Below are 21538 nucleotides of genomic sequence, written 5' to 3'. Positions count from 1 at the left end.
GACCGCCTCAGACGCGGCGGCGCAGTTCCCGGATGGACAGCGGGGCGAATATGATCATGAATGCCAGGCCCCACGCCACGGCGATCCAGGCGTGCTCCAGCACCGGACCGCCCACCAGCAGCCCGCGGATCGACTCCACCAGCTGCGTCAGCGGGTTGTTGCGCATCACGAACGCCAGCCAGTCCGGGGTGCCCGGGGACAGCCGGATGAACGCGGTGCTCAGGAACGTGAACGGGAAGATGATCGTGAAACCGAAGATCTGCACCTTCTCCGGCTCGTTGACCTTGACCCCGACGTACACCGAGATCCAGGTGAACAGCAGCGCGAACAGAAGGATCAGCCCGAACGCGGCGAGCAGGCCGAGCGGCCCGGTCTCGAGCCGGAAACCGATGGCGAACCCGACCAGCAGCAGGACCAGCATCGACCACGCCTGCTTGACGGTGTCGGCGATGATCCGGCCGACCAGGGGGGCGCCGCGCGAGATCGGCAGGCTGCGGAACCGGTCGTACACCCCCTTGGTGATGTCCACGTTCAGGCCGTATCCGGTGGTCATCCCGGCGAACAGGGCGTTCTGCGCGATGATGCCGGGGATCACGATGGGCAGGTAGGCCTCGACGCTGCCCGCCATCGGCGGGCCGAACACGTAGGCGAACAGCAGCACGAACATGATGGGCTGGATGGACAGGTCCAGCAGCTCCATCGGGTTGTGCTTGATCTGCACCAGGTTCCGCCAGGCCAGGGTGGCCACGTGGCGGACGGTGGCGCCGGCGGTCACCCGCCGGGTCGGCGTGGGACGGCCCAGCCCGCCCGCCGCGGCCGTCGCGGTCGTCATACTGTGTCCCCCGTTCGCCTCCGCGGCGCTTTTTTGGCGCCGCATTCCTTCCTCGCAGGCTCGTCAGTCCAGGCGGCGCCGCACCGCTGCGGCTCACTCATACTGTGTTTCCCGTTCGCCTCCGCGGCGCTTTTTTGGCGCCGCCTTCCTTCCTCGCAGGCTCGTCAGTCCAGGCGGCGCCGCGCCGCTGCGGCTCACTCATACTGTGGCTCCTTCGTTCTCGGGCAGCTCGCCGGACGCCTTCTCCACCTCGTCGGTGTGGTGGCCGGTCAGGGCGAAGAACACCTCGTCCAGGCTGGACTTGCGCAGCGACAGCTCGCCGACGGTGACGCCCGCGTCGTCCAGGCGGCGCACCACCGCGGGCATGACCGCCGGGTCGGTGACCGGGACGGACACCAGCCCGTCGCGCACCTCGGGGGAGTCGCCGGTCAGCTCGGCGACGACCCGCGCCACGGTGACGTGGTCGGCCTCGTGCACCGGCCGCACCTCCAGCACCTGGCCGCCGGCCTGCGCCTTCAGCTCGTCGGAGCTGCCGTGCGCGATGACCGTGCCGCGGTCGATGACGATGATGTCCTCGGCGAGCTGGTCGGCCTCCTCCAGGTACTGGGTGGTCAGCAGCACGGTGACGCCGTCGTCGGCCAGGCCGCGCACGATGTCCCACAGGCCGCCGCGGCTGCGCGGGTCCAGGCCGGTGGTGGGCTCGTCCAGGAACAGGATCTGCGGCCGCCCGACCAGGCTGGCGGCCAGGTCGAGCCGGCGGCGCATGCCGCCGGAGTAGGTCTTGGCGGCGCGCTCGGCCGCGTCGGTCAGCTCGAAGCGCTCCAGCAGCTCGGCGGCGCGCGCCTTGGCCTGGCGGCGCGGCAGGCCCAGCAGCCGCCCGATCAGCACCAGGTTCTCGGTGCCGGTGAGCATCTCGTCGACGGCGGCGTACTGCCCGGTCAGGCCGATGAGCTGGCGCACCTGGTGCGCCTGCCGGACCACGTCGAAGCCGCCGACCTCGGCCGTGCCGGCCGTGGGTTCGAGCAGCGTGGCCAGGATCCGGGTGGTGGTGGTCTTGCCGGCGCCGTTGGGGCCGAGCACCCCGAGCACGGTGCCGGGTTCGACGGTGAACGAGACGCCGGCCAGGGCCTGCGTCTCGCCGAACCGCTTCACCAGGCCGTCGGCCCGGATGGCGTGGGTCATGAGGGAACTCCTCGCTCCTTCGTCAGCCGATAGGGGTCGGTCAGCGAATCGGGCGGCGGTCACCGGCTCGCCGGGGATGGTCGTTCGCCGGCCGTCCGGCCGCGGTGGCGACGGGACAAGCCAGGCGCTGTCCGGTGCGCCGCGCATCCAGTTTTCCCGCCGTTGCTGACGGCACGCTGGCAGCGCGGCGGCGTCCGGGACCACCGTCGCACACGGGGCTGACAGAACGCTGAGATCGCCGTCACGGCCGCGGACTCCGACGGCGGGTGCCGGCGCCATGCGCTGGTGAGACGCCGGGGGCCATAAACTCGGGGACGTGACGACGGTGCGGCGCACCCACGAGCCCGACGGCGGGACGCCGCACCCGCCGCGGTTGCGGCCGCCCGCGCACCGGGTGGCGCGCCGCGCCATGGCGCACTGGGCGATCGAGTCGACCCTGCTGTGGGGCCTGGCCTCGGGGCTGGCCTGGGGCGTGGCCGCCTTCGTCGACGAATGGGACGGCACGCGCCGCTGGGACGGCCTGCTCGGCTGGCTCGGCGAACGGGCCGGGTGGCTGCCGGTCGTGGTGGTCGCCGCCGGGGTGCTCATGACGGCCGTCACGCCGGTGTGGCGCTACCGGGTGCACCGCTGGGAGGTGAGCGCCGACGTCGTCTACACCCGCACCGGATGGTTCAGCCGCGAGTGGCTGCTGGTCCCGGTGAGCCGCATCCAGACCGTCGACACCGAGCAGGGCTGGATCGAACGGCTGCTGGGCCTGGCCACCATCGAGATCAACACCGCCTCGCACGCGGGGTCGTCCGAGGTGGCGGGGCTGCCGGTGGACGTGGCGGCGCGGCTGGCCGAACAGCTCGCCCACCGGGCGCACGACCTGCGCGACGACGCGACGTGACCACGCGCGACGAGGACCGGGACGCCGCCGCTGCCGCCGCCGCGCGGCCGCACGCGGCACGGCTGCATCCGCTGACGTTCGTCGTTGGCGCCGTCCGCGAGCTGATCGCCCTGCTGGCGGCCGGCGCGGCCGGGCTCGCCGTGGGCGGGCTGTCCACGGCGTTCTTCTTCACCCTGGCGGGGCTGGCGTTCGGGCTGCTGGTGCACGTGGCCGGCTGGGCGACGTTCACCTACACCCTGTACGACGACCGCCTGGAGTTGCGCCGGGCCCTCGTCGGCCGTTCGGTCAAGACGATCCCGCGTGACCGCATCCGCGGCGTCGACATCAGCGCGGCGCTTCCGCACCGGCTGCTGAGACTGGCCATCGTGCACATCGACGCGGGCGCGGACGGGGGAGAGGGCGTGCTGAACGCCGTCTCCCGCCAGGAGGCCGAACGGCTGCGCCGCCTCCTGCTGACCGCGCACACCGTGTCCCCGGAGGAACCGGTGCGCGCGCCGCAACGCGTACTGGCGCGGATGCGTCCCCGCTGGTTCCTGTACGCGCCGTTGAGCGGCGCCTACCTGCTGACGCCGTTCGCGCTCGCGGGAAGCTTCCTGGGAACGCTCTACAACCTCGGGGACGACCTGGGGCTCATCACGCGCGAACGCGTGGAGAACGTGGGCCACGACGTGGTCGGCCTGCCCACGGCCGTGGTCGTCACCGTGGCGGTGCTGTTCGTCCTGGCCATGCCGGTGATGTCGGTGGTGGCGTTCGCCTTGTTCAACTGGGACTTCACCGTGTACGAGCGCGACGGCTCTGTGGTGGCCCAACGCGGACTGGTCACGCGCCGCAGCGTCTCCCTGGAACGGCGCCGCCTGCGCGGGGTGGAACTGACCGACAACCCGTTCGAACGCCTCACCCGGGTGACGCGCCTGGGCGCCCTGGTGACGGGCCTGGGGGACGCGTCGCATCGCGGCCGTTTGCTGCCCGCCTCCCCGCGTCCGTTCGCCGTGGACCTGGCGGAACGGGTGCTCGGCTCCACCCCCGCCCCGCTGGTGGGGCATCCGCCCGCGGCGCGCGGCCGCCGCGTCGTGCGTGCCACGGCGCCCCCGCTCGGGCTGGCGGCGCTGGCGCTGCTGGCGGGCCGGCCCACGGTCGCCTACGGCTGCGTCGTGCTGGCCCTGCTGGGCATACCGCTGGGCCTGGACCGTTACCGGCAACTGGGGCACGCCACGGACGAGGCCCGTCTCACCGTACGGTCGGGTTCGCTGCGGCGCCGCCAGGTGGTCGTCGAGCACGGCGCCGTGGTCGGCTGGCGGATCCGGCAGACGCTGTTCCAGCGCAGGCTCAGGCTGTCGACGCTCGTCGTCGCCGTCGGGGCCGGGGACGGTGCCTGCCCCGCCATCGACATGGCGCACGACGACGCCGTGGCGTTCGCCGCCCGCATCACCCCCGAGTGGGTCGCCCCCTTCCTGGAGGACGACTCCAGGCTGGAGGACGACCCCGGCGCCGAACGTTAGCGCGCGGCCGGATGTGGCCGCGCCGCCCGGCCCGGGGGCCGCTCAGTCGGGGCGGCGGGCGCCGAACATGATCTCGTCCCAGGACGGCACGGACGCGCGCTTGCCCTTGGCGCGGCGGCGGTTGCGCGCGGGGCGTTGCGGCGCCGGGGCGTCGCCCGCGGGCGTTCCGGTGCCCGGCTTGTCCACCTGGGCGGCGGGCATGGCGGGGCGTCCCGCCGACTTCTTCTTGCCCGCGGGACGCGCGGGCTGGTGCGCGGGACGCTGCGGCGGGGCCGGCTTGGGCGCGGCCGCGGCGGGTGCGGCGGGCTCCTGGGGCGGGGCCGCCGGTTCCGGCTCGGCGGCTGCGGCGGGGGCCTCCGCGGGGGTCTCGGCCGGGGGCTCGGCCTGCGGCTCCTCGGCCGCGGCGGGAGGCTCGGGCTCGGCGGGCTCGACCGGTTCGTCCTTCGGCGTGTCGGCCTGCGCGGCCTCGGCCTCCTCCGGTTGCGGCGCCTCCTCGGCCTCCTGGGCCTCGGCCTCGTCATCAGTCGCGGCCTCGGTGGCGGTCTCGGTGGCGGCCTCGGCCTCGGCGGGCTGAGGTTCGGCCTCGGCGGGCTCGTCCTGCGGCTCGTCGGCGTCGGCGGCCTCGGAGTTTTCGGAGTCCTCGGCGTGCTCGGAAGCCTCGGCGGCCTCGGCGGCGGGCTGCTCCTCCTCCGGCCGGGGCTCCGGCTCGGCGGTGGCGGCCTCGGGCGCCTCCTGCGCCTCGGCGGCGGCCGCCTCGTCCTCCTGAGGCGGCTCCTGCGGCTCCTGAGGCGCCTCCTGGGCGGGCGCGGGGGACGCGGCGAGGGCGCCCTCGCCCGGCGGCGACGCGGCGGCGGCCGGCTCCTCACGCGGCGGCGGGACGGACGCCTCGCGCGGCGGCGCGGCCGGAGCCTCGGGCAGGGACAGCGGCTGCGGACGCGGCTCGACGATCCGCGTCGGCACGGCGGCCCGCAGCGGCGGCTCGGCGGGCGGCTCGTACCCGGCGGGAATGCCGCGCGCCGCCGGGCCGGGCACCGGCGCCGGGCCGACGCCGAACTCGCGCGCGTCGCTGACGACCTTCATCGCGGGACGGCGCGGCACCAGCGGCGTGACGGTGTCGCCGAGCGAGTCGTCCTCGTCGTCCCAGTCCACGGCGGTCAGCCGCGCGGCCACCTCGTCCAGCGGCGACACGTGCCGGCGCCGCGGGTCGAACACCCACTCGGCGGCGTGCGGACGGCCGTTCTCGAAGAACGACAGGCGCACCCGCCAGGTGTTGTCCTCGCACTTCCAGGAGTCCCACTCGACGTCCTCGAGGTCCACGCCGCCCCGGCCGAGGCGCTCCTCGACGGTCTCGCCCAGCGGCGGCCCGGGAGTGGACTCGCCCGGCCGGCGTACCGCGACCCGCTGGGCCTGCTGGGCCATGTACTCGCGTTCCTGCAGGACCGGACCCTCGAACCAGCGGACGCGTTCCACCGGGATCCCGGCGGACTCGGCGATCTCCTCCGCCGTCTCGCCGGACCGGATGCGAGCCTGGATCTCCTTGGGGCGCAAGGGACTCTCCACTTCGATCTCGAACTGGCCGAGGCGGGAGAAGTGCCCACGGACCGCTGCGCGCAGCCGATCGTCGACGGGCAGGGTGAACCGGGTGCCTCGGCCCGCGGTGGCCAGGACGAGGTACGTACCGTCCTCGCTGACCGCGACGAGGCGCAGCTCCTGCATGCGTGTCCTTCCTGCCCTTCCTGACGGCACTGAGGGCGCATGCGTGCCCTTCCCCCGGAATCCCGAGTCTCTCTTTCGGACACACCTGCTGCCAGCACCGTACCCGGCATGTCCGAACATCGCCGCTCTCGAAGCCCTCTTCACGAGGCTGAAGAGGGCACCTGACCTAGCTTGCCCGTGCGACGGTCCGGCCGGGGGCGCCCTGCCTGATTCTTGTGGATCCTTTTCCACACTGTGCCCGATGCGAGCCCGCGGCTCCAGTCCCGCCGCACGCGTCGCGTCCCGGCGCGGCAGTTGCGATCGTCACGTCCGTGTCTGGAACACCCGCAGAGTGCCGTTAGTTTCGGTTTGCGGGACTTTACCGGGTTTGTGTGGGACGAATTTTTAGGGGGAAGCGCGTCGATGCAGCGACGGCTGCCGGATGTCAGTACCACCCAGCTCATCGCGAGCGGTGTCGCCACATTGGCCGCCGCCTGGGGAGCGTCGTACCTGGGCGTGTACGGGACGGTCCTCGGCGCTGCCTTCATGAGCGTGGCGTCCACGGCGGGCACCGCGGTCTGCAAGTACTACCTCGACCAGGGCAGGGAACAGCTCCAGGAGAAGAACGAGGAGACCGCGCGGGAGGCGGTGCGGGAGGCCACCAGCGCCGACCCCACGCGCACCGTGGTCTGGCCCGAGGGACTGCACCCCGCGGACCCGGCGCTGCTCGTCGGCGACCCCGGCGCCACACGCCCGGACCCGAGCACGCGCCCGTCCGACCCCAACGCGACTCGTCTTGACCCGGGCGCCCTGTACCCGCCGGGCGGGTCGGACCCCAACGCCACACGTATCGACGTCCCGGTGCCGCACGCCGTGGCCGACCCCACGCAGGCCGTGGCCGGCACCCTCGTCGACGAGGCGGGGGATGAGGCCGTCAGGGCCGCCGCGTGGCGGACCGCGTTCGACGCCACGGTCCTGTGGGCCCGGCAGCGCTGGAAGGTGCTTCTGCTGTCGTCGGCGGTCGTGTTCGCCATCGTCATGGGAGGCATCAGCCTCTACGAGTGGCAGACCGGAAAGCCGATCGGGAACAGCGCCGAGAAGGGCACGACCCTCAACCACGTGTTCGGCGGCGGCAGCGCGAGCGGCGACGGCGGCGGAAGCGACGTCACGCCCACGCCCGCCACGTCCGACCAGGACACCGACAGCCCGTCCACTCCGTCCACCGGCCCGTCCACCGACCCCACGCAACAGGCGTCCTCCGAGCCGGGCCCCACGCCCACCACGAACGTCCCCCAGGTGCCGTCGTCCCGACCGACGACGTCCACGCCGTCCCGCACGCCCACCCAGGCGCCGCCCAGCACGCCCGGCGGCGGCCAGGAGGATCCCGGTGGCGGCCAAGACGACACCGACACCGGCCCGAACCCGGACTCGACCCCGCGTTGACCGCGGGCCGGGGTCAGTCGCCGAAGACGCGGCGGGTGTAGGGGTTGGCGAAGCGGCGGTCGGGGTCGAGCTCGTCGCGCAGGGCGACGAAGTCGTTGAAGCGCGGATAGACCGTCTCCAGATAGGCGGCGTCGCGGGTGTGGAGCTTGCCCCAATGGGGGCGGCCGCCGATCGCGGTCATCAGTTCCTCGACGCCCTGGAAGTACTCCTCGTGCCGGTCGCGGTGGTAGACGTGCACGGCGATGAACGCGGTGGGGCGGTCGTAGGCCATCGACAGCCACGCGTCCTCGGGCGGCAGCAGGCGCACCTCGATCGGGAAGCTGATGCGCCAGTCCCGCTTGTCGAACAGGGCGCGCAGCTCGCGCAGCGTCGGCAGGAGCATCTCGCGTGGGATCGCGTACTCCTGCTCCTTGAAACGCACCGTGCGCGGGCTGGTGAAGACCTTGTACGAGGTGTCGCTGTAGGTGCGCGCCCCCAGCGCCTTGGCCGACACGGCGTTGAGGCGCGGGGTGACGGCCGGCGCGCGGTGCGTGACGCGGTTCAGGACCCCGAACACGGTGTTGGACAGGAACTGGTCGTCCAGCCAGTACCGCAGTTTCGGCACGGGCTTGGCCGGGCCCTCGACGCGGTTGTTGCGCTTGGTCAGGCACCCGTCGGTGTGCGGGAACCAGTAGAACTCGAAGTGCTCGTTGGCCTCGGCGAACTCGTCCGTGCGCGCCAGCACCTCGTCCCAGCGCATCGGCTGCTCCTGCGCGCGCAGCAGGAAGCGGGGGACGGTGCGCCAGGTGATGGCGGTGACGATGCCGAGCGTGCCCAGGCCCGCGCGCGCGGCGTCGAACAGGTCGGGACGTTCGTCGGGGGAGCAGGTGACCACGCTGCCGTCGGCGAGCACCAGTTCCAGTGCGGCGACCTGGGAGACGAGCCCGGCGGCGTCGCGGCCGGTGCCGTGCGTGGCGGTCTGCAGGGCGCCCGCCACGGTCTGCTCCTGGATGTCCCCCATGTTGGCCAGTGCCAGCCCGTGCTCGTCCAGAAGCCTGTTCAGGGCGTGCAGCGGCAGTCCGGCCTCGACGGTGACCAGCCGGGTGGCGGTGTCGACGGAGCGGACGGCTCTGAGGCGGTCGGGGCGCAGCAGGACGCCCTCGGCCACGGCCGCCCCGGTGAAGGAGTGGCCGGTGCCGGTCATCCGGACGGTGCGGCCCTCGTCGGCGGCCGCGCGGACCGCGGCGGCGACCTCGCCGGTGTCGCGGGGGGCAAGGACGCGCCAGGGGACGGCGCGCTGGTTGCCCGCCCAGTTCCGCCAGGTCTGCGTGCTCGTGGGGGACATGGCAGGACTCTACTCGTCCCGCCGTTCATGAGGAAAGTTCATGTTTACGGTTCGGCGTTGCGCAGGCGCCGCGTCCCGGCCAGCCCCACGGCCGCCGCCGCCAGCGCGGCGACCAGCGGCACCAGGAACGCGGTGTCGGCCCCGTGCGCGTCCACGACCCGGCCCGCGATCGACGACCCGAACGCCAGCCCCACCCCGACCATCGTCGACACCATCGCCAGGCCCTCGGTCAGCTGGTGCGGCGGCACCAGCCGCTCCACCAGCCCATACCCCGGGATCACCGTCGGGGAGATCGCCAGCCCGGAGAAGAACACCACGGCCATCATCAGGTACAGATCGCCGACCAGCACGGGCGGCACCAGGCCCACGGCCAGCAGCACCAGCCCCACGCGGAAACGCCGGTCCAGGCGGCTCTCCCAGGCCCGCGCCCCGTACCACAGCGCGGCCACGCCGCTGCCCAGCGCGTAGCAGCCCAGCAGCACCCCGGCCAGCGCCTTGTGCCCCTCCTCCTCGGCGAACGCCACCGCGCTGATGTCGATCGCCGCGAACACCACGCCCAGCATCAGGAACACCGGCGCCAGCACCATGAGCGCCGGGTTGCCGAACAGCGCGCCGCCCCGATCCGCCTCGCGCGGCCGCGGCGGCGGCTCGGTGGCGCGCTGCACCGCCAGCGCCAGGCAGCCCACCAGGGTGAACCCGGCGGCCGCGCCCAGCCCGGCCGCCGGGTGCACGCCCGTGGCCAGCGCCGTGACCAGCAGCGGACCCACCACGAAGATCGTCTCGTCGACCACCGACTCGAACGAGAACGCCGCGTTCAGCCGCGCGGGACGCTGCCGCAGCACGTGCGACCAGCGCGCCCGCACCCAGGCGCCCAGCGACGGCTGCGTCACCCCCGCCAGCGCGGCGGCCGGGAACAGCGTCCAGGTGGCCAGCGCGAACTCGGCGCACAGGATCAGCGCGGCGAACCCGGCGGCGTTGGCCAGCGCCAGCGGAACCAGCACCCGGTGCTGCCCGTGCCGGTCGGCGAACCGGGCGCTCACCGGCCCGCCGGCCGCGTACGCCAGCGACATCGTCGCCGACACCGCGCCCGCGACGCCGTACGAACCGGTGACCGCCGACACCAGCAGGACCACGCCGATCCCCACCATGGACATCGACATGCGACCGACCAGGCCCGCGGCGACGAACAGCCGGGCCCCGGGAACGGCGAGCAGCTCCCGGTACGCGTTGGCCAACCCTGGACCCCTCTCCCCGCCCGGGCGAACTCCCGGGTAACCTCAACCCCTCCGGCCCCCCACGTCGCATCGGAGCGCGCGGCGGCACGCCGCCGCCTCCCCGTGCCGCGACCCGTGAAGTGATCCCGAGGTCAGAACGTGATCACGCTACCTGGACGTAATAACCGAAAAGACCCTGTAACCAAGCCGTAGCGACTCTCGTTGGGAATGGTTGTGGCTTCCTCCCCACCCCCGCACGCCCCCACCCGGCCGCAACGCACCGAGCAGGCGAACACGTCGCAGAAGGCCGAGAAGGCCCGTGCGGCGACGCCTCACCCCCCACGCGGCCGCCGCCGTGGGCTGACGGTCGCCGCGGCCGGCATCGCCGTGCTGTGCGCCGGGAACCTCGGAGGCGGCGTCTACGTCGCGCTGAACGCCGACGACGAACGCGGCACGTCCGGGAAGGCCGCGTCGCGCACCCAGAGCCCGCCGACCGGCGTCCCCGGCGTCCCCGGCGGCCCGGTCGCCAACGTCGCCGACGAACGCCAGGTCGCCCCGCTGCGGCGCGTCGTCCCCCCGGACGTGCTGGCCGTGTCGCGGGGCGGCCCGATCGGCCGGGCCGAGATCGCCAGGATCGGGAAGCTGCGCCGGGTGCAGGACGTCATCGCGGTGGCGGGCGGGGCGGTGCAGCTGCAGGGACGCGGGATCAACACCTTCGCCGTCGACCCGTCGCAGTTCCGGTCCTGGACGCCCCCGGGCACCGCCAAGCGCAACGAGCTGTGGGAGGCGCTGGCCGCCGGCCGCTTCGTGGTCTCCACCGCGGCGGCCGACCAGCTGCGCCTCGCCCAGGGCACGCGCTACCCGGTGGTGGCCCGCACCGTTCCGCAACTGGAGATGGGCGGGTCGGGCACCCTGGGGCTGCCCGGCATCGACATGCTGGTCGACAGGAAGACCGGCACCGACATGGGCCTGGTGCCCAACGTCGCGGTCATGGTCAACGCACCCGGCGTGGACACGGCGAAACTCGCGGGCTCGGTGAAGAAGATCCTGGGGCGCGACGCCGACGTGGTGAACCTGCACGAGCGGCGCTACCAGGCCCCCGCCGAGGCGGGCGGACGCCCCGGCAGCTACCTGGACCTCTACAAGGAGGCCGCCCGCAGCTGCCCCGGCCTGTCCTGGACGGTCCTCGCCGCCATCGGCCAGGTGGAGAGCGACCATGGCCGCAACGCCGGCCGCTCCAGCGCGGGGGCGCTCGGCCCCATGCAGTTCCTGCCGTCCACGTGGCGCTCCTACGGCGTGGACGGGGACGGCGACGGCAAGGCCGACATCATGAATCCCTACGACGCCATCCCCGCCGCCTCGCGTTACCTGTGCGCCCACGGCGGGGGCAAGGGCGGGCGGCAGCTCTACAAGGCGATCTGGGCCTACAACCACGCCGACTGGTACGTCCAGAAGGTCCTGAACCTGGCCAGGGCCTACGCCGTGCGGTACGACTAAGGCCCCGCCCCGTCACCGGGGGGCCGCCGGACGTTCACCCCGGGGGCGCGCACGGCATCGGGACGCGGCTGGTTGGATGGAACCATGACCGCGTTCGGAGCGAGCCGATAAGTGACAGCGCCTATGAGTGACTACGACGCGTTGCTCCTGGTGTCGTTCGGGGGGCCCGAGGGACCCGACGACGTGATGCCGTTCCTGGAGAACGTCACCCGCGGCCGGAACGTCCCCCGGGAGCGGCTGGAACACGTCGCCGAGCACTACCACCTGTTCGGGGGCGTCAGCCCCATCAACGAGCAGTGCCGGCGGCTGAAGGCGGCCATCGAGGCCGACCTGGCCGCGCACTCCATCGAGTTGCCGGTGTACTGGGGCAACCGGAACTGGACGCCGTACCTGGCCGACACGGTCCGCCAGATGGCGGCCGACGGCGTACGGCGCGCCGCCGCGTTCGTCACCTCCGCCTACAGCGGCTACTCGACGCACCAGCAGTACCTGGAGGACATCGCCCGGGCACGCGACGAGGTGCCGAGAGCCCCGCAGATCGACAAGCTGCCGGTGTACTGCCGCCGCCCCGGGTTCGTCGACCCGTTCGTGGACGGGGTGCGCGACGCCCTGACGCGGCTGCCGCGGGACGCCCGCCTGGTGTTCACCGCGCACAGCGTGCCGCTGGCGCAGCCCGGCCGCGAGGCCTACGTCGCCGAACTGGAGGACGTCGCGGCGACCGTCGCCGAACGGGCCGCGCCCGGCCGCCCGTGGGCGCTGGTGTACCAGAGCCGCAGCGGCCCGCCCGCCCAGCCGTGGCTGGAGCCCGACGTCTGCGACCACCTGGACAAGCTGGCGAGCGAGGGCGTCGGCGCGGTGGCGGTCGTGCCGATCGGGTTCGTCTCCGACCACATGGAGGTCAAGTACGACCTGGACGTCGAGGCGGCGGACAGGGCGGCCGCGCTGGGCCTGCGCTTCGAGCGCGTCCCGACGCCCGGCGCCGACCCGCGCTTCGCCGCGCTGGCCCGCGAGCTGATCACCGAGCCGGCCGGCGGGGCCGCCCCGGATGCGGGCCGCTGACGGCCGCCGGGCGACGACGAGATCACGATGAGGGGGATGAGGGTGCGCAGCCTGCCCGAGGAGCTGCTCGAACTGGCGGTGGCCGTGGCCCGCGAGGCGGGCCGGATGCTGGTCGACAAGCGTCCGGCCGAGGGGCCGGACGTGGTGCAGACCAAGTCGAGCCCGACCGACGTGGTCACGCAGATGGACCGGGCCGCCGAGAAGCTGATCATCGACCGGATCCGGGAGGAGCGGCCCGACGACGGCTTCCTCGGCGAGGAGGGCGGCACCCGGGCCGGCGGCAGCGCCGTCCGCTGGGTGATCGACCCCATCGACGGCACCGTCAACTACCTGTACGACCTGCCCGACTGGGGGGTCAGCGTGGCCGCCGAGGTGGACGGCGAGGTCGTCGCGGGCGCGGTCGACATGCCGCGCCGCGGCGAGACCTACACGGCGGCGCGCGGCGGCGGCGCCCTGCTGCACACCGCCACCGGAACCCGCGAGCTGCGCTGCAACACCGGGGTCCCGCTGAACCGGGCGCTGGTCGCCACCGGGTTCGGGTACGAGGCGCGGCGCCGCGCCCGCCAGGCCGAGGTGCTCACCGGGGTGCTGCCGAACGTGCGCGACATCCGCCGGGGCGGCTCGTGCAGCGTGGACCTGTGCTCGCTGGCCGCCGGACGGGTCGACGCGTACTACGAACGCGGCGTCCAGGCGTGGGACGTCGCCGCGGGCGCGCTGGTCGTGCGGGAGGCGGGCGGCCGCGTCGACGGCCTGAACGGCGCCCCCGCGGGCCCCGAACTGGTCATCGCGGCCGCGCCTGGCCTGTGGGAGGACCTGCACGACCTGCTGGCCCCGCTGGACCCCGCCCGAGACTGAGCCCACGGCGGGGCGTCACAGAACCTGTGGAGGTCCCAGGTCCGTGTGGGGGTCCCAGGGGGTCGTCCCGCTGGGGGAGAAGGCGGGGAGCAGCGGCTCACGCTTTCCACGGGCGCACGGCTGCCGGCTCTGTGCGGGGGTTCCAGGGGGTCGTCCCCCTGGGAGAGAAGGCGGGGAGCAGCGGCCCACGCTTTCCGTGGGCACACTGCTCCCAGCTCTCCGCGCGTTAGTCGCAGCGGGACGGCTCGAGGCCGATGTCGTGGTTCGCTGCGATCCGGCGCAGTTCTTTGATCTCCTCCTGGCGGATGTCGACCAGGTAGGTGTCGCCGACGGCGTGGGCGTGACGCAGCGACTCGTACGCGTCGTCGAGCCGCTGCTGGATCGCACGTGACAACTCGCCCATGGACCTCCTCCCGGGAACAGGCCACCCTTACCCACACCTACGCTTGAAATAAACCTGTTTCGGGATGAAATTTTCACTGCAACCTCACATACCCCCCAGTGCGCCGCTGACCAGGGAACTTACCGGCGTCTTACGGTGGACGTGGGATACCTGATGCCGTGGCCGGGCCGTAGGCCGAGGAGGAGACGAAGTGCGTGTTCTGGTCGTCGAGGACGAGCGGGTCCTCGCGGACGCGATCGCCACCGGGCTGCGCCGTGAGGCGCTCGCCGTGGACGTCGCCTACGACGGCGCGGGCGCGCTCGACCGGGCCGGGGTCAACGAGTACGACGTGATCGTGCTCGACCGCGACCTGCCCAGGGTGCACGGCGACGAGGTCTGCAAGCGGCTGGTCGCCCGCCGCTACCCCGCCCGCATCATCATGCTCACCGCCGCGGGGGAGCTGGACGACAAGGTCGAGGGCCTGTCCATCGGCGCCGACGACTACCTGGCCAAGCCGTTCGCGTTCGTCGAGCTGATCGCCCGGGTGCGGGCCCTCGGGCGGCGCGCCGCCGCCCCGCTGCCGCCGGTGCTGGAGCGCGCCGGGATCACCCTGGACCCGGCCCGCCGCGAGGTGCAGCGCGACGGCCGCACGGTCGACCTGACCCGTAAGGAGTTCGCGGTGCTGGAGGTGCTGCTCAGCGCGGACGGCGCGGTGGTCAGCTCCGAGCAGCTGCTGGAGAAGGCATGGGACGAGCACATCGACCCGTTCACCAACGTGGTGCGGGTCACGATGATGACACTGCGCAAGAAGCTGGGGGACCCGCCGATCATCGAGACGGTCCCGGGAGTGGGGTACCGCCTGTGACCCGGCCCTCCGGATCCCAGAACGCGACCGGCGACGCCCCGCCGCCCGCCGACGCCCAGCCGGCCGCGACGCGTCCCGGCTCCGTCCCCGGCGGATGGCAGGGGAGCGGGCAGGGCGGATGGCACGGCTCCACCGGGCCCAACCCGCTGCCGCTCGGCGGCAGGGGCGGCGGCCGCGGCGGCGCGTCCTTCGGCGCCGACGTGCGCGCGCTGCCGAGCCGGGTGAGCGTGCGGCTGCGCCTGACCGTGCTGTACGGGCTGCTGTTCTTCATGGCCGGGGCGCTGCTGCTGTTCGTGACCTACTTCCTGGTCGGCTCGATCCTCAACTCGGTGTTCCCGCGCGGCTATGTGATCTACACGCCGTCCGGGCCGCCGCTGGACCCGGAGGTGCTCAAGGAGCTCACCATGAAGCGGCTGGTCAGCCGGTCGCTGGTGGCGCTGGCCGGGGTCGGGATCATCGCCCTGGTGCTGGGCTACTTCGTCGCCGACCGGGCGCTCAGCCCGCTGCAGAAGGTGACCGCGACCGCGCGGCGCCTGTCGGAGAGCACCCTGCACGAGCGGATCGCGCTGGAGGGCCCCGACGACGAGATCAAGGAGCTGGCCGACACCTTCGACGCGATGCTGGAGCGGCTCGGGCAGGCGTTCGACTCCCAGCGCCGGTTCGTCGCCAACGCCTCGCACGAGCTGCGCACCCCCCTGGCGATCAACCGGACGCTGCTGGAGGTGGCGCTCGGCGACCCCGAGGCGTCCGACGACCTGAAGACGGTGGGCCGCACGCTGCTGGCGACCAACGCCCGGCACGAACGGCTGATCGAGGGTCTGCTGCTGCTGGCCCGCAGCGAACGCCAGCTCACCACCCGCACCCCCGTGAACCTGGCCGAGGTCGCCGCCACCGTGCTGGAGACGCACGGCAAGCGCGAGCACGACAACGACGTGACCGTCCACCCCGAGCTGACCACGGGCACGACGCTGGGCGATCCGGTGCTGCTGGAGCACCTGGTGTCGAACCTGGTCGACAACGCCGTCAAGCACAACGCCGACGGCGGCGAGGTCTGGGTGCGCACCGGCGTGCTGGACGGGTACGCCACCGTGCAGGTGGAGAACACCGGCCCGGTCGTGCCCGCCTACGAGGTGGACCGCCTGTTCGAGCCGTTCCGCAGGCTCAACGCCGACCGGGTCGAGTCGGCCAAGGGCGCCGGGCTGGGGCTGTCGATCGTGCGCTCGGTGGTGCTGGCCCACCGCGGCACGGTGTACGCCGCGCCGCGCACCGGCGGCGGCCTCATCGTGACGGTGCGCCTGCCGCTCGGCTGACCGGCCCCGGCCGCGACGGGCCCCGTGTCCGCGACGGGCCCCGTGTCCGCGACGGGGCCCGTTTTCGCGACGGGGCCTATGGCCGAGACGGGGCCCGCTACTTGCGGGCGGCGGTGGCCACGGTCGGGTCGCCGTCGGGGTCGAGGCCCAGGCCGGTGAACTTGTCGGACACCAGGGCCCCGTCCATGTCCGTCAGCACCGGGATGATGGCCATGTCGTCCAGGGCGCGCTTCTCGGAGGCCAGCATGCCGCGCGTGCGGCTCGTCTCGTCGCGGGTGGTGATGGCCCTGGCCAGGGTGGCGTCGAACGTCGCGTCCTTCCAGCCGCCGTAGTTGGTCCGGCCGTTGTCGGCGGTGGCGATCTGGTCGCCGCCCAGCAGCGGCTGCAGCATCGTGTACGCCGACGGGTAGTCGGGCTGCCAGCCCAGCGCGATCAGGCCTTCGGCGTCCTTGGCCGTGATCTCCTTGGTGAACTGCCCGTAGTCCTCGATCGGGACGGCCCGCAGGCTCACCTCCCAGCCCAGCACCTGCTTGAGCTGCTCGGCGACCGCCTGCGTCCAGGCCCGGTAGGTGCCGGTCTCGCGGAAATAGATGTTCAGCTCGGTGCCCGGCCCCAGCCCCGCCGCCTCGGCCAGGCGCTTGGCCTCAGCGGTGTTCTGGCGCTCGCACGCCGGGCAGCGGCCGCTCTCCGCGAACCCGGGGACGGCGGGCGACACCAGCCCGATCGCCGGGCGGCCGAGCCCGTGCATCGCGGTGTCGCCGATCCGCTTGCGGTCGAGCGCGTACGAGACGGCCTGGCGCGCCCGGCGGTCGCGCATCGGCCCGCGCGTGGTGATCGGGATCAGCAGCCGCTGGGACATGGCGGGGCGGACCTGGAGGTTCCGCTCGGTCCGGGCCGAACGCGTCGTGTCGGTGCCGACGGGGATCCAGTCGACCGAGCCCGCCGCGAACGAGGAGATCCGCAGCGCCGGGTTCGCCGACAACTGCACCCGCACGCCGTCGAGCTTGGTCCTGCCGAACGCCCACCGTTCGTTGCGGACCAGAACCGCCTCCTGCTTCGCCCGGTAGGACTGCAGCTTGAACGGGCCGTTGCCGATCGGGTTGAGGTTGTAGGACCGGTTGTCCTGCTTGCCCGCGTCCTTGGGCGCCGGTGCGAAGACGGGGTCGGCCAGGCGCTCGTCGAACTCGCAGTCGGCCTCGTCGAGCTCCACCTGCAGCAGGTTGCCCGACGCCCGCACGCCCTCGAAGGTCTGCGACCGGCCCCCCGACACCGCCACGTACCCCTTGATGCCGGACATCAGGAACCCGTTGGCCTGGACGCTGGCGGCGTTACGGGCCCAGCCGCGGGCGAACGCCTCGGCGTCCACCGGCTCCCCGTTGGAGAACGTGGTGCCCGGCTTGATCTCGATCTTCCACTGGCGGCACGCGTCGTCGGGGGTGATGCTGCGGGCCAGGCGCAGCCGGCTCGTGCCGTCCCGGGTGATCTCGGTGAGCCCGGTGAACAGCTGCTTGGACAGGAAGCGCTCGGTGCCGAACCCGGCGTGGGAGGGGTCGATCTCGCCGTTGGTGGACGTCGGCGTGGCCAGCGCCAGCCGCGCCTCGCCGCCCTCCTTGGGCGCCGGGGGCCGGTTCTCGTCGTCGTTCATCTGCGCGAGGACCACGCTCGCGCCGACGACCAGCGCGACGAGCGCCGCGCCGCCGCCCGCGGCCAGCACGCCGATGCCGCGCCGCCGGGACCGGCCGCCGGAGCCGCCCGGGGACGTCGCCGACGGCAGCTGCTGCCAGGAGGGGTGGGTGACCGGGCCGTTGCCCGGCCGGCCGGGCGCGGGCGGCGGCGTCCACGGCCCGCCCGGCGTGCCCGGTGCCTGCGGCCCCGGACCCGCCGGAGCGCCTTGCGGCGGGAACCCCTGCGGCAGCGCCGGCGGCGCGAAGGCGCCCTGCGCGGGCTGAGGCGTCGCCTGCGGGCCGCCCGGAGCGTACGCGGAGTCCGGCGGCGCCAGGCCCAGACGGGTGTCGGTGGCGGCCGCCTCGGCGCCCTGGTTGAGCATCGCGGCCGGCGCCTCGGGCGCCGCCTCGGCGGCGGGCCCCGGCAGGCTGCCGGCCAGCACCAGCAGCTGCATCAGCACCTGCTGCGACGACGGCCGCGCGGCCGGGTCCTTGCTCAGGCAGCGGGCGACCAGGCCGCGCAGCGGCTCGGTCAGCGCGCCCAGGTCCGGCGGCAGGTTGAGGATGCGGTGCATGACCGCGGGGATGGAGTCCTGGCCGAACGCGGCATGGCCGGAGGCGGCGTACACCATCGTGGCGCCCCAGGCCCACACGTCGGCCTGCGGGCCGATGCGGCCGCCGGTGATCTGCTCGGGCGCCATGTAGGCGGGGGTGCCCACGGCGGTGCTGGACATGGTGCCGGTGGCGTCCAGCGCCCGGGCGATGCCGAAGTCGATCACGCGCGGCCCGTCCGGGGCGACCAGCACGTTGGCGGGCTTGAAGTCGCGGTGCACCACCCCGGCCTGGTGGATGGCGGCCAGCGCGGTCATCGTGCCGATCGCCAGCCGGTCCAGGTCGCCGCCCGAGCGCGGACCCTTGGTGGCCAGCACCTTCGACAGCGACGGCCCGTCGATGTACTCGCTGACGATGTAGGGCCGGTCGCCCTCCACGTCGGCGTCCAGGATGCGCGCGGTGCAGAACGGCGACACCCGCCGCGCCACCTGGAGTTCGGCGGCGAACCGGGACCGGGCCTTGGCGTCGCCGCTGAACCGGGCGTGCAGCAGCTTGATCGCCACACGGTCGCCGCCGTCGTCCTCGGCCAGGTACACCGAGCCCTGGCCGCCCTCGCCGAGCAGTCCCGTCAGCCGGTAGGCGCCCAGCCGTTCGGGGTCGCCCGGGCGCAGCGGGGCGATTTCCGCCATCGCGGACCTACTGCCGGAACACGGTGCCGTACGCCGCCGCGTTGCCGCTGGTGTCCGACGTCTCGCGCCATTCCCAGCGCAGGTACACGCCGGTCGACGACGGCTGGAACGTCACGTAGCCCGCCGCGCACTCGGTCGCCGACTGCCCGCTGATGGGCGACTCCCGGTAGACGATCTTGCTGTCGGTGCTGATGCTGCGCTGCAGCGACAGCATGGTGCGGCAGGTGTTCGAGCCGTTGCTGTAGGTGTAGGTGGCGTTGCCCGCGCTGCGGATCAGGAAGAACCGGGTCTGGAAGGTGGTGCGTCCCGAGCCCGCGCCGGGCTGGTACCCGGTGCCGGTGTAGGTGCCGGTGATGCCGTTCTCGGCGCTGATCGACGCCGACGAGCTCGGCGACGGCAGCGAGTAGGTCGGCGGCGTGTAGGTCGGCGTCGGGTCCGGGTCGTCGTCGCCGCTGGACGCCAGCGCCACGATCACCACCACCACGACCACCAGCAGCACCAGCACCACGCAGCCGACACCGATGATCACCGGCGCGGACGAGGAGGACGACCGGGGGGCGGGCGGCGGGTAAGGCCCTCCCGGCCCCTGCGGCCGGGGCGGCGCCCCCGGGCCGGCGGCCGGCTGGTACATCGGCATCGGCGGCGGGGTGATCGGCTGCGGCGGCGGCGTGGTCGGCCCCGCGTGCCCGGGCCCCGCGTTCATCGGCATCGGCGGCGGCGTGATGGGCTGCGGCGGCGGGCTGTGCCGCGGCGGGGCGGGCGGCACCGGCGGCGGCGCCGGCAGCTGCGCGGCGATCCGGGTGCCCTGGTCCAGCAGGTCCTGGCGGCCCGCCGCCGCGCCCGACGGCGCCGCGCCCACGTGCCCCAGCAGGTTCAGCAGCAGCTGCGCCGCCGGGGGACGCAGCCCCGCGTCCTTGGACAGGCAGCGGCCCACCAGGTCGCGCAGCGGCCCGGCGGGCAGCGCCGACAGGTCGGGATCGTCGTTGAGGATCCGGTTGATGATCACCGGCAGCGTGTCGGCCTCGAAGGGCGACTGGCCGGTGGCCGCGAACACCATCGTCGCGCCCCAGGCGAAGATGTCGACCGCGGGCGTCAGCGGCGCCCCGGTGAGCTGCTCGGGCGCCAGGTAGCCGGGGGTGCCCACCACCATGCCGGTGGCGGTGACGGCGCTCTCCTGGGAGTTGACGGTGCGGGCGATGCCGAAGTCGACCACCCGCGGGCCGTCCGGCGCCAGCATGACGTTGTTGGGCTTGAAGTCGCGGTGCACGATGCCGGCCTCGTGGATGGCCGCCAGCGCGGTCGCGGTGCCGATCGCCAGCCGCTCCAGCTCCTCCGGCCCGCGCGGGCCGTTGTGCGCCACCACGTCGTGCAGGGACGGGCCGTCGATGAACTCGCTGACCACGTACGGCTGGTCGCCGTGCAGATCGGCCTCCAGCACCCGGGCGGTGCAGAACGGCTCGACCTTCTGCGCGGCCGACACCTCCCGGGTGAAACGGGCCCGCGCTGCCGGGTCGCCGGCCATCGCGGCGTGCAGCAGCTTGACCGCCACGTACTCGCCGCCCGGGGCGCGGCCGAGGAAGACCGACCCCTGTCCGCCCGCGCCGAGGCGCCCGACGACCTCGTACCGTCCCAGTACCCGGGGATCGCCTGGCTCCAGGGGAGCGGCATCCGGCATCTGACCCTCCAGTGACCCGCAGTGATGTGCCGCGTGGTGAACGCCGGCCCCGTACCGGCCCTCCCGACGGTGGCCGGGCGGCCCGCGACGCGGCGCGCCCCAACCTCGGCGGGCACGATATCGCGTTAGGTCAGACGTTTCACCGCAGCTTCCGGTTCGCTCCGGACCGATCAAGATGCCACGTCCGGCGCGCACGGCCGGACACGGCCGCGCGCCGCGCGGTGCGGCCGGTGCGCACAAGCCCTACGGGACAGGTATGATCCGGCCGCCGCGGGGTGCCCCGCCGGGGGTCCCGGTACTGATGGACGCCGTGACGCCCGGCCGGACATGTGACCGACGACACACATATGGGGATCGATCCCGGTGACCGGTGTCACGACTGGGACCGGTCGCGTCTTGCGTGTCAGGGGTCACTACCCGTGACAGAATTTCCCGCCCGGATCGGGCACAAGACGAGTCCCCCGAGCGTTAGATCCGCGCGACGGGGCGCATAAAGGACTGAGGGGGATGGAGATAGAAGATGGCGACCGACTACGACAGCCCGCGTAAGACAGACGACGACCTGGGCGAGGACAGCCTGCAGGAGCTCCAGGCCCGCCGCGCCGACAAGGCCGCGAGCATCATCGACGAGGACCTGGACGCCGGCGAGGTCGCCGAGCTTCCCGGTGCCGACCTGTCGAACGAGGAGCTCACCTTCCGGGTGGTGCCGCGCCAGGCCGACGAGTTCACCTGCAGCCGGTGCTTCCTGGTGCACCACCGCAGCCAGCTGGCCACCGAGAAGAACGGCCAGCCCGTCTGCCGCGAGTGCGCCGCCTGAGGTGTTCCGGCGGCGTGATGGGCAGGAGCGGCCGGTGACGGGAGACCGCGGGCGCGAGCACGACGACGATCGCGCGGCGCACGAGGCGCCGCGCG

General features: G+C 73.6%; 17 protein-coding genes. 9 read left to right on the top strand and 8 right to left on the bottom strand.

The features are described 5' to 3' along the window. Positions 1 to 7: 7 nt before the first annotated feature. Complete coding sequence (locus ABD811_RS14820; RefSeq protein ID WP_344946910.1) at positions 8 to 832, bottom strand: ABC transporter permease; 825 nt, start codon at positions 830 to 832, stop codon at positions 8 to 10. Positions 833 to 1030: 198 nt separating this feature from the next. Further along, entirely contained in the window at positions 1031 to 2014 is a 984-nt protein-coding gene (locus ABD811_RS14815) for an ATP-binding cassette domain-containing protein (RefSeq protein WP_344946907.1), read from the bottom strand. A 316-nt stretch (positions 2015 to 2330) separates the two neighbouring features. Between ABD811_RS14815 and ABD811_RS14810 the strand changes: the two genes are divergently transcribed. Continuing rightward, positions 2331 to 2903, top strand: coding sequence for a PH domain-containing protein (locus ABD811_RS14810; protein ID WP_344946904.1), 573 nt, complete (start codon positions 2331 to 2333; stop codon positions 2901 to 2903). Continuing rightward, the gene (locus tag ABD811_RS14805; protein WP_344946901.1) at positions 2900 to 4402 is read left to right on the top strand and encodes a PH domain-containing protein; all 1503 of its coding nucleotides are present in this window, start codon (positions 2900 to 2902) and stop codon (positions 4400 to 4402) included. The genes ABD811_RS14810 and ABD811_RS14805 overlap by 4 nt, the downstream gene beginning before the upstream one ends. Before the next feature lie 42 nt (positions 4403 to 4444). Here the strand turns inward: ABD811_RS14805 and sepH are convergent, their stop codons facing one another. After that, positions 4445 to 6118: a septation protein SepH gene (sepH, locus tag ABD811_RS14800; protein WP_344946898.1), complete on the bottom strand. Its 1674-nt coding sequence runs from the start codon at positions 6116 to 6118 to the stop codon at positions 4445 to 4447. A 402-nt stretch (positions 6119 to 6520) separates the two neighbouring features. On the opposite strand from sepH, the gene ABD811_RS14795 reads away from it, so the two are divergent. Beyond that, entirely contained in the window at positions 6521 to 7540 is a 1020-nt protein-coding gene (locus tag ABD811_RS14795) for a hypothetical protein (RefSeq protein ID WP_344946895.1), read from the top strand. Positions 7541 to 7553: 13 nt separating this feature from the next. Here the strand turns inward: ABD811_RS14795 and ABD811_RS14790 are convergent, their stop codons facing one another. Together ABD811_RS14790 and ABD811_RS14785 are read right to left on the bottom strand one after the other, a co-directional pair. Continuing rightward, on the bottom strand, positions 7554 to 8864 hold the full coding sequence (locus tag ABD811_RS14790) for a D-arabinono-1,4-lactone oxidase (protein WP_344946893.1): 1311 nt from the start codon (positions 8862 to 8864) through the stop codon (positions 7554 to 7556). 44 nt (positions 8865 to 8908) lie between these two features. Next, complete coding sequence (locus ABD811_RS14785) at positions 8909 to 10099, bottom strand: MFS transporter (RefSeq protein WP_344946891.1); 1191 nt, start codon at positions 10097 to 10099, stop codon at positions 8909 to 8911. Between the two features lie 207 nt (positions 10100 to 10306). Between ABD811_RS14785 and ABD811_RS14780 the strand changes: the two genes are divergently transcribed. The 3 genes from ABD811_RS14780 (at position 10307) to ABD811_RS14770 (ending at position 13489) form a co-directional block, all read left to right on the top strand. Beyond that, on the top strand, positions 10307 to 11575 hold the full coding sequence (locus ABD811_RS14780) for a lytic transglycosylase domain-containing protein (RefSeq protein ID WP_344946889.1): 1269 nt from the start codon (positions 10307 to 10309) through the stop codon (positions 11573 to 11575). Positions 11576 to 11698: 123 nt separating this feature from the next. Next, a complete protein-coding gene (locus tag ABD811_RS14775; protein WP_344946887.1) occupies positions 11699 to 12634 on the top strand; it encodes a ferrochelatase in 936 nt (311 codons plus the stop codon). 36 nt (positions 12635 to 12670) lie between these two features. After that, positions 12671 to 13489: an inositol monophosphatase family protein gene (locus ABD811_RS14770; protein ID WP_344946885.1), complete on the top strand. Its 819-nt coding sequence runs from the start codon at positions 12671 to 12673 to the stop codon at positions 13487 to 13489. Between the two features lie 226 nt (positions 13490 to 13715). On the opposite strand, the gene ABD811_RS14765 is transcribed toward ABD811_RS14770, so the two are convergent. Next, the gene (locus ABD811_RS14765; RefSeq protein WP_344946882.1) at positions 13716 to 13892 is read right to left on the bottom strand and encodes a hypothetical protein; all 177 of its coding nucleotides are present in this window, start codon (positions 13890 to 13892) and stop codon (positions 13716 to 13718) included. A gap of 190 nt (positions 13893 to 14082) precedes the next feature. On the opposite strand from ABD811_RS14765, the gene ABD811_RS14760 reads away from it, so the two are divergent. Then, positions 14083 to 14736 carry a response regulator transcription factor gene (locus ABD811_RS14760; protein WP_344946879.1) on the top strand — a complete coding sequence of 218 codons (654 nt, stop codon included), beginning with the start codon at positions 14083 to 14085 and terminating at the stop codon, positions 14734 to 14736. Then, positions 14733 to 16046 (top strand): sensor histidine kinase, encoded by a 1314-nt coding sequence (locus ABD811_RS14755; protein WP_344946876.1) that lies wholly within the window; start codon positions 14733 to 14735, stop codon positions 16044 to 16046. The genes ABD811_RS14760 and ABD811_RS14755 overlap by 4 nt, the downstream gene beginning before the upstream one ends. 97 nt (positions 16047 to 16143) lie before the next feature. On the opposite strand, the gene ABD811_RS14750 is transcribed toward ABD811_RS14755, so the two are convergent. Continuing rightward, entirely contained in the window at positions 16144 to 18951 is a 2808-nt protein-coding gene (locus tag ABD811_RS14750; RefSeq protein ID WP_344946873.1) for an ABC transporter substrate-binding protein, read from the bottom strand. Between the two features lie 7 nt (positions 18952 to 18958). Next, positions 18959 to 20626, bottom strand: a complete 1668-nt coding sequence (locus ABD811_RS14745; RefSeq protein WP_344946870.1) for a serine/threonine-protein kinase — start codon at positions 20624 to 20626, stop codon at positions 18959 to 18961. Positions 20627 to 21146: 520 nt separating this feature from the next. Between ABD811_RS14745 and ABD811_RS14740 the strand changes: the two genes are divergently transcribed. Then, the gene (locus ABD811_RS14740; protein ID WP_344946868.1) at positions 21147 to 21443 is read left to right on the top strand and encodes a DUF4193 domain-containing protein; all 297 of its coding nucleotides are present in this window, start codon (positions 21147 to 21149) and stop codon (positions 21441 to 21443) included. The last annotated feature ends 95 nt before the right edge of the window (positions 21444 to 21538 follow it).

Source organism: Actinomadura miaoliensis (genome assembly GCF_039536785.1).
In the GTDB taxonomy this organism is placed as follows: Bacteria; Actinomycetota; Actinomycetes; order Streptosporangiales; family Streptosporangiaceae; genus Spirillospora; species Spirillospora miaoliensis.
This window is presented reverse-complemented; position numbering and strand designations above follow the sequence as displayed.

Coding starts and splice junctions, on each gene's coding strand:
- ABD811_RS14820 (WP_344946910.1), bottom strand. CDS start 832: ATGACGACCGCGACGGCCGCGGCGGGCGGGCTGGGCCGTCCCACGCCG.
- ABD811_RS14815 (WP_344946907.1), bottom strand. CDS start 2,014: ATGACCCACGCCATCCGGGCCGACGGCCTGGTGAAGCGGTTCGGCGAG.
- sepH (WP_344946898.1), bottom strand. CDS start 6,118: ATGCAGGAGCTGCGCCTCGTCGCGGTCAGCGAGGACGGTACGTACCTC.
- ABD811_RS14795 (WP_344946895.1), top strand. CDS start 6,521: ATGCAGCGACGGCTGCCGGATGTCAGTACCACCCAGCTCATCGCGAGC.
- ABD811_RS14790 (WP_344946893.1), bottom strand. CDS start 8,864: ATGTCCCCCACGAGCACGCAGACCTGGCGGAACTGGGCGGGCAACCAG.
- ABD811_RS14780 (WP_344946889.1), top strand. CDS start 10,307: ATGGTTGTGGCTTCCTCCCCACCCCCGCACGCCCCCACCCGGCCGCAA.
- ABD811_RS14775 (WP_344946887.1), top strand. CDS start 11,699: ATGAGTGACTACGACGCGTTGCTCCTGGTGTCGTTCGGGGGGCCCGAG.
- ABD811_RS14770 (WP_344946885.1), top strand. CDS start 12,671: ATGAGGGTGCGCAGCCTGCCCGAGGAGCTGCTCGAACTGGCGGTGGCC.
- ABD811_RS14765 (WP_344946882.1), bottom strand. CDS start 13,892: ATGGGCGAGTTGTCACGTGCGATCCAGCAGCGGCTCGACGACGCGTAC.
- ABD811_RS14750 (WP_344946873.1), bottom strand. CDS start 18,951: ATGGCGGAAATCGCCCCGCTGCGCCCGGGCGACCCCGAACGGCTGGGC.
- ABD811_RS14745 (WP_344946870.1), bottom strand. CDS start 20,626: ATGCCGGATGCCGCTCCCCTGGAGCCAGGCGATCCCCGGGTACTGGGA.
- ABD811_RS14740 (WP_344946868.1), top strand. CDS start 21,147: ATGGCGACCGACTACGACAGCCCGCGTAAGACAGACGACGACCTGGGC.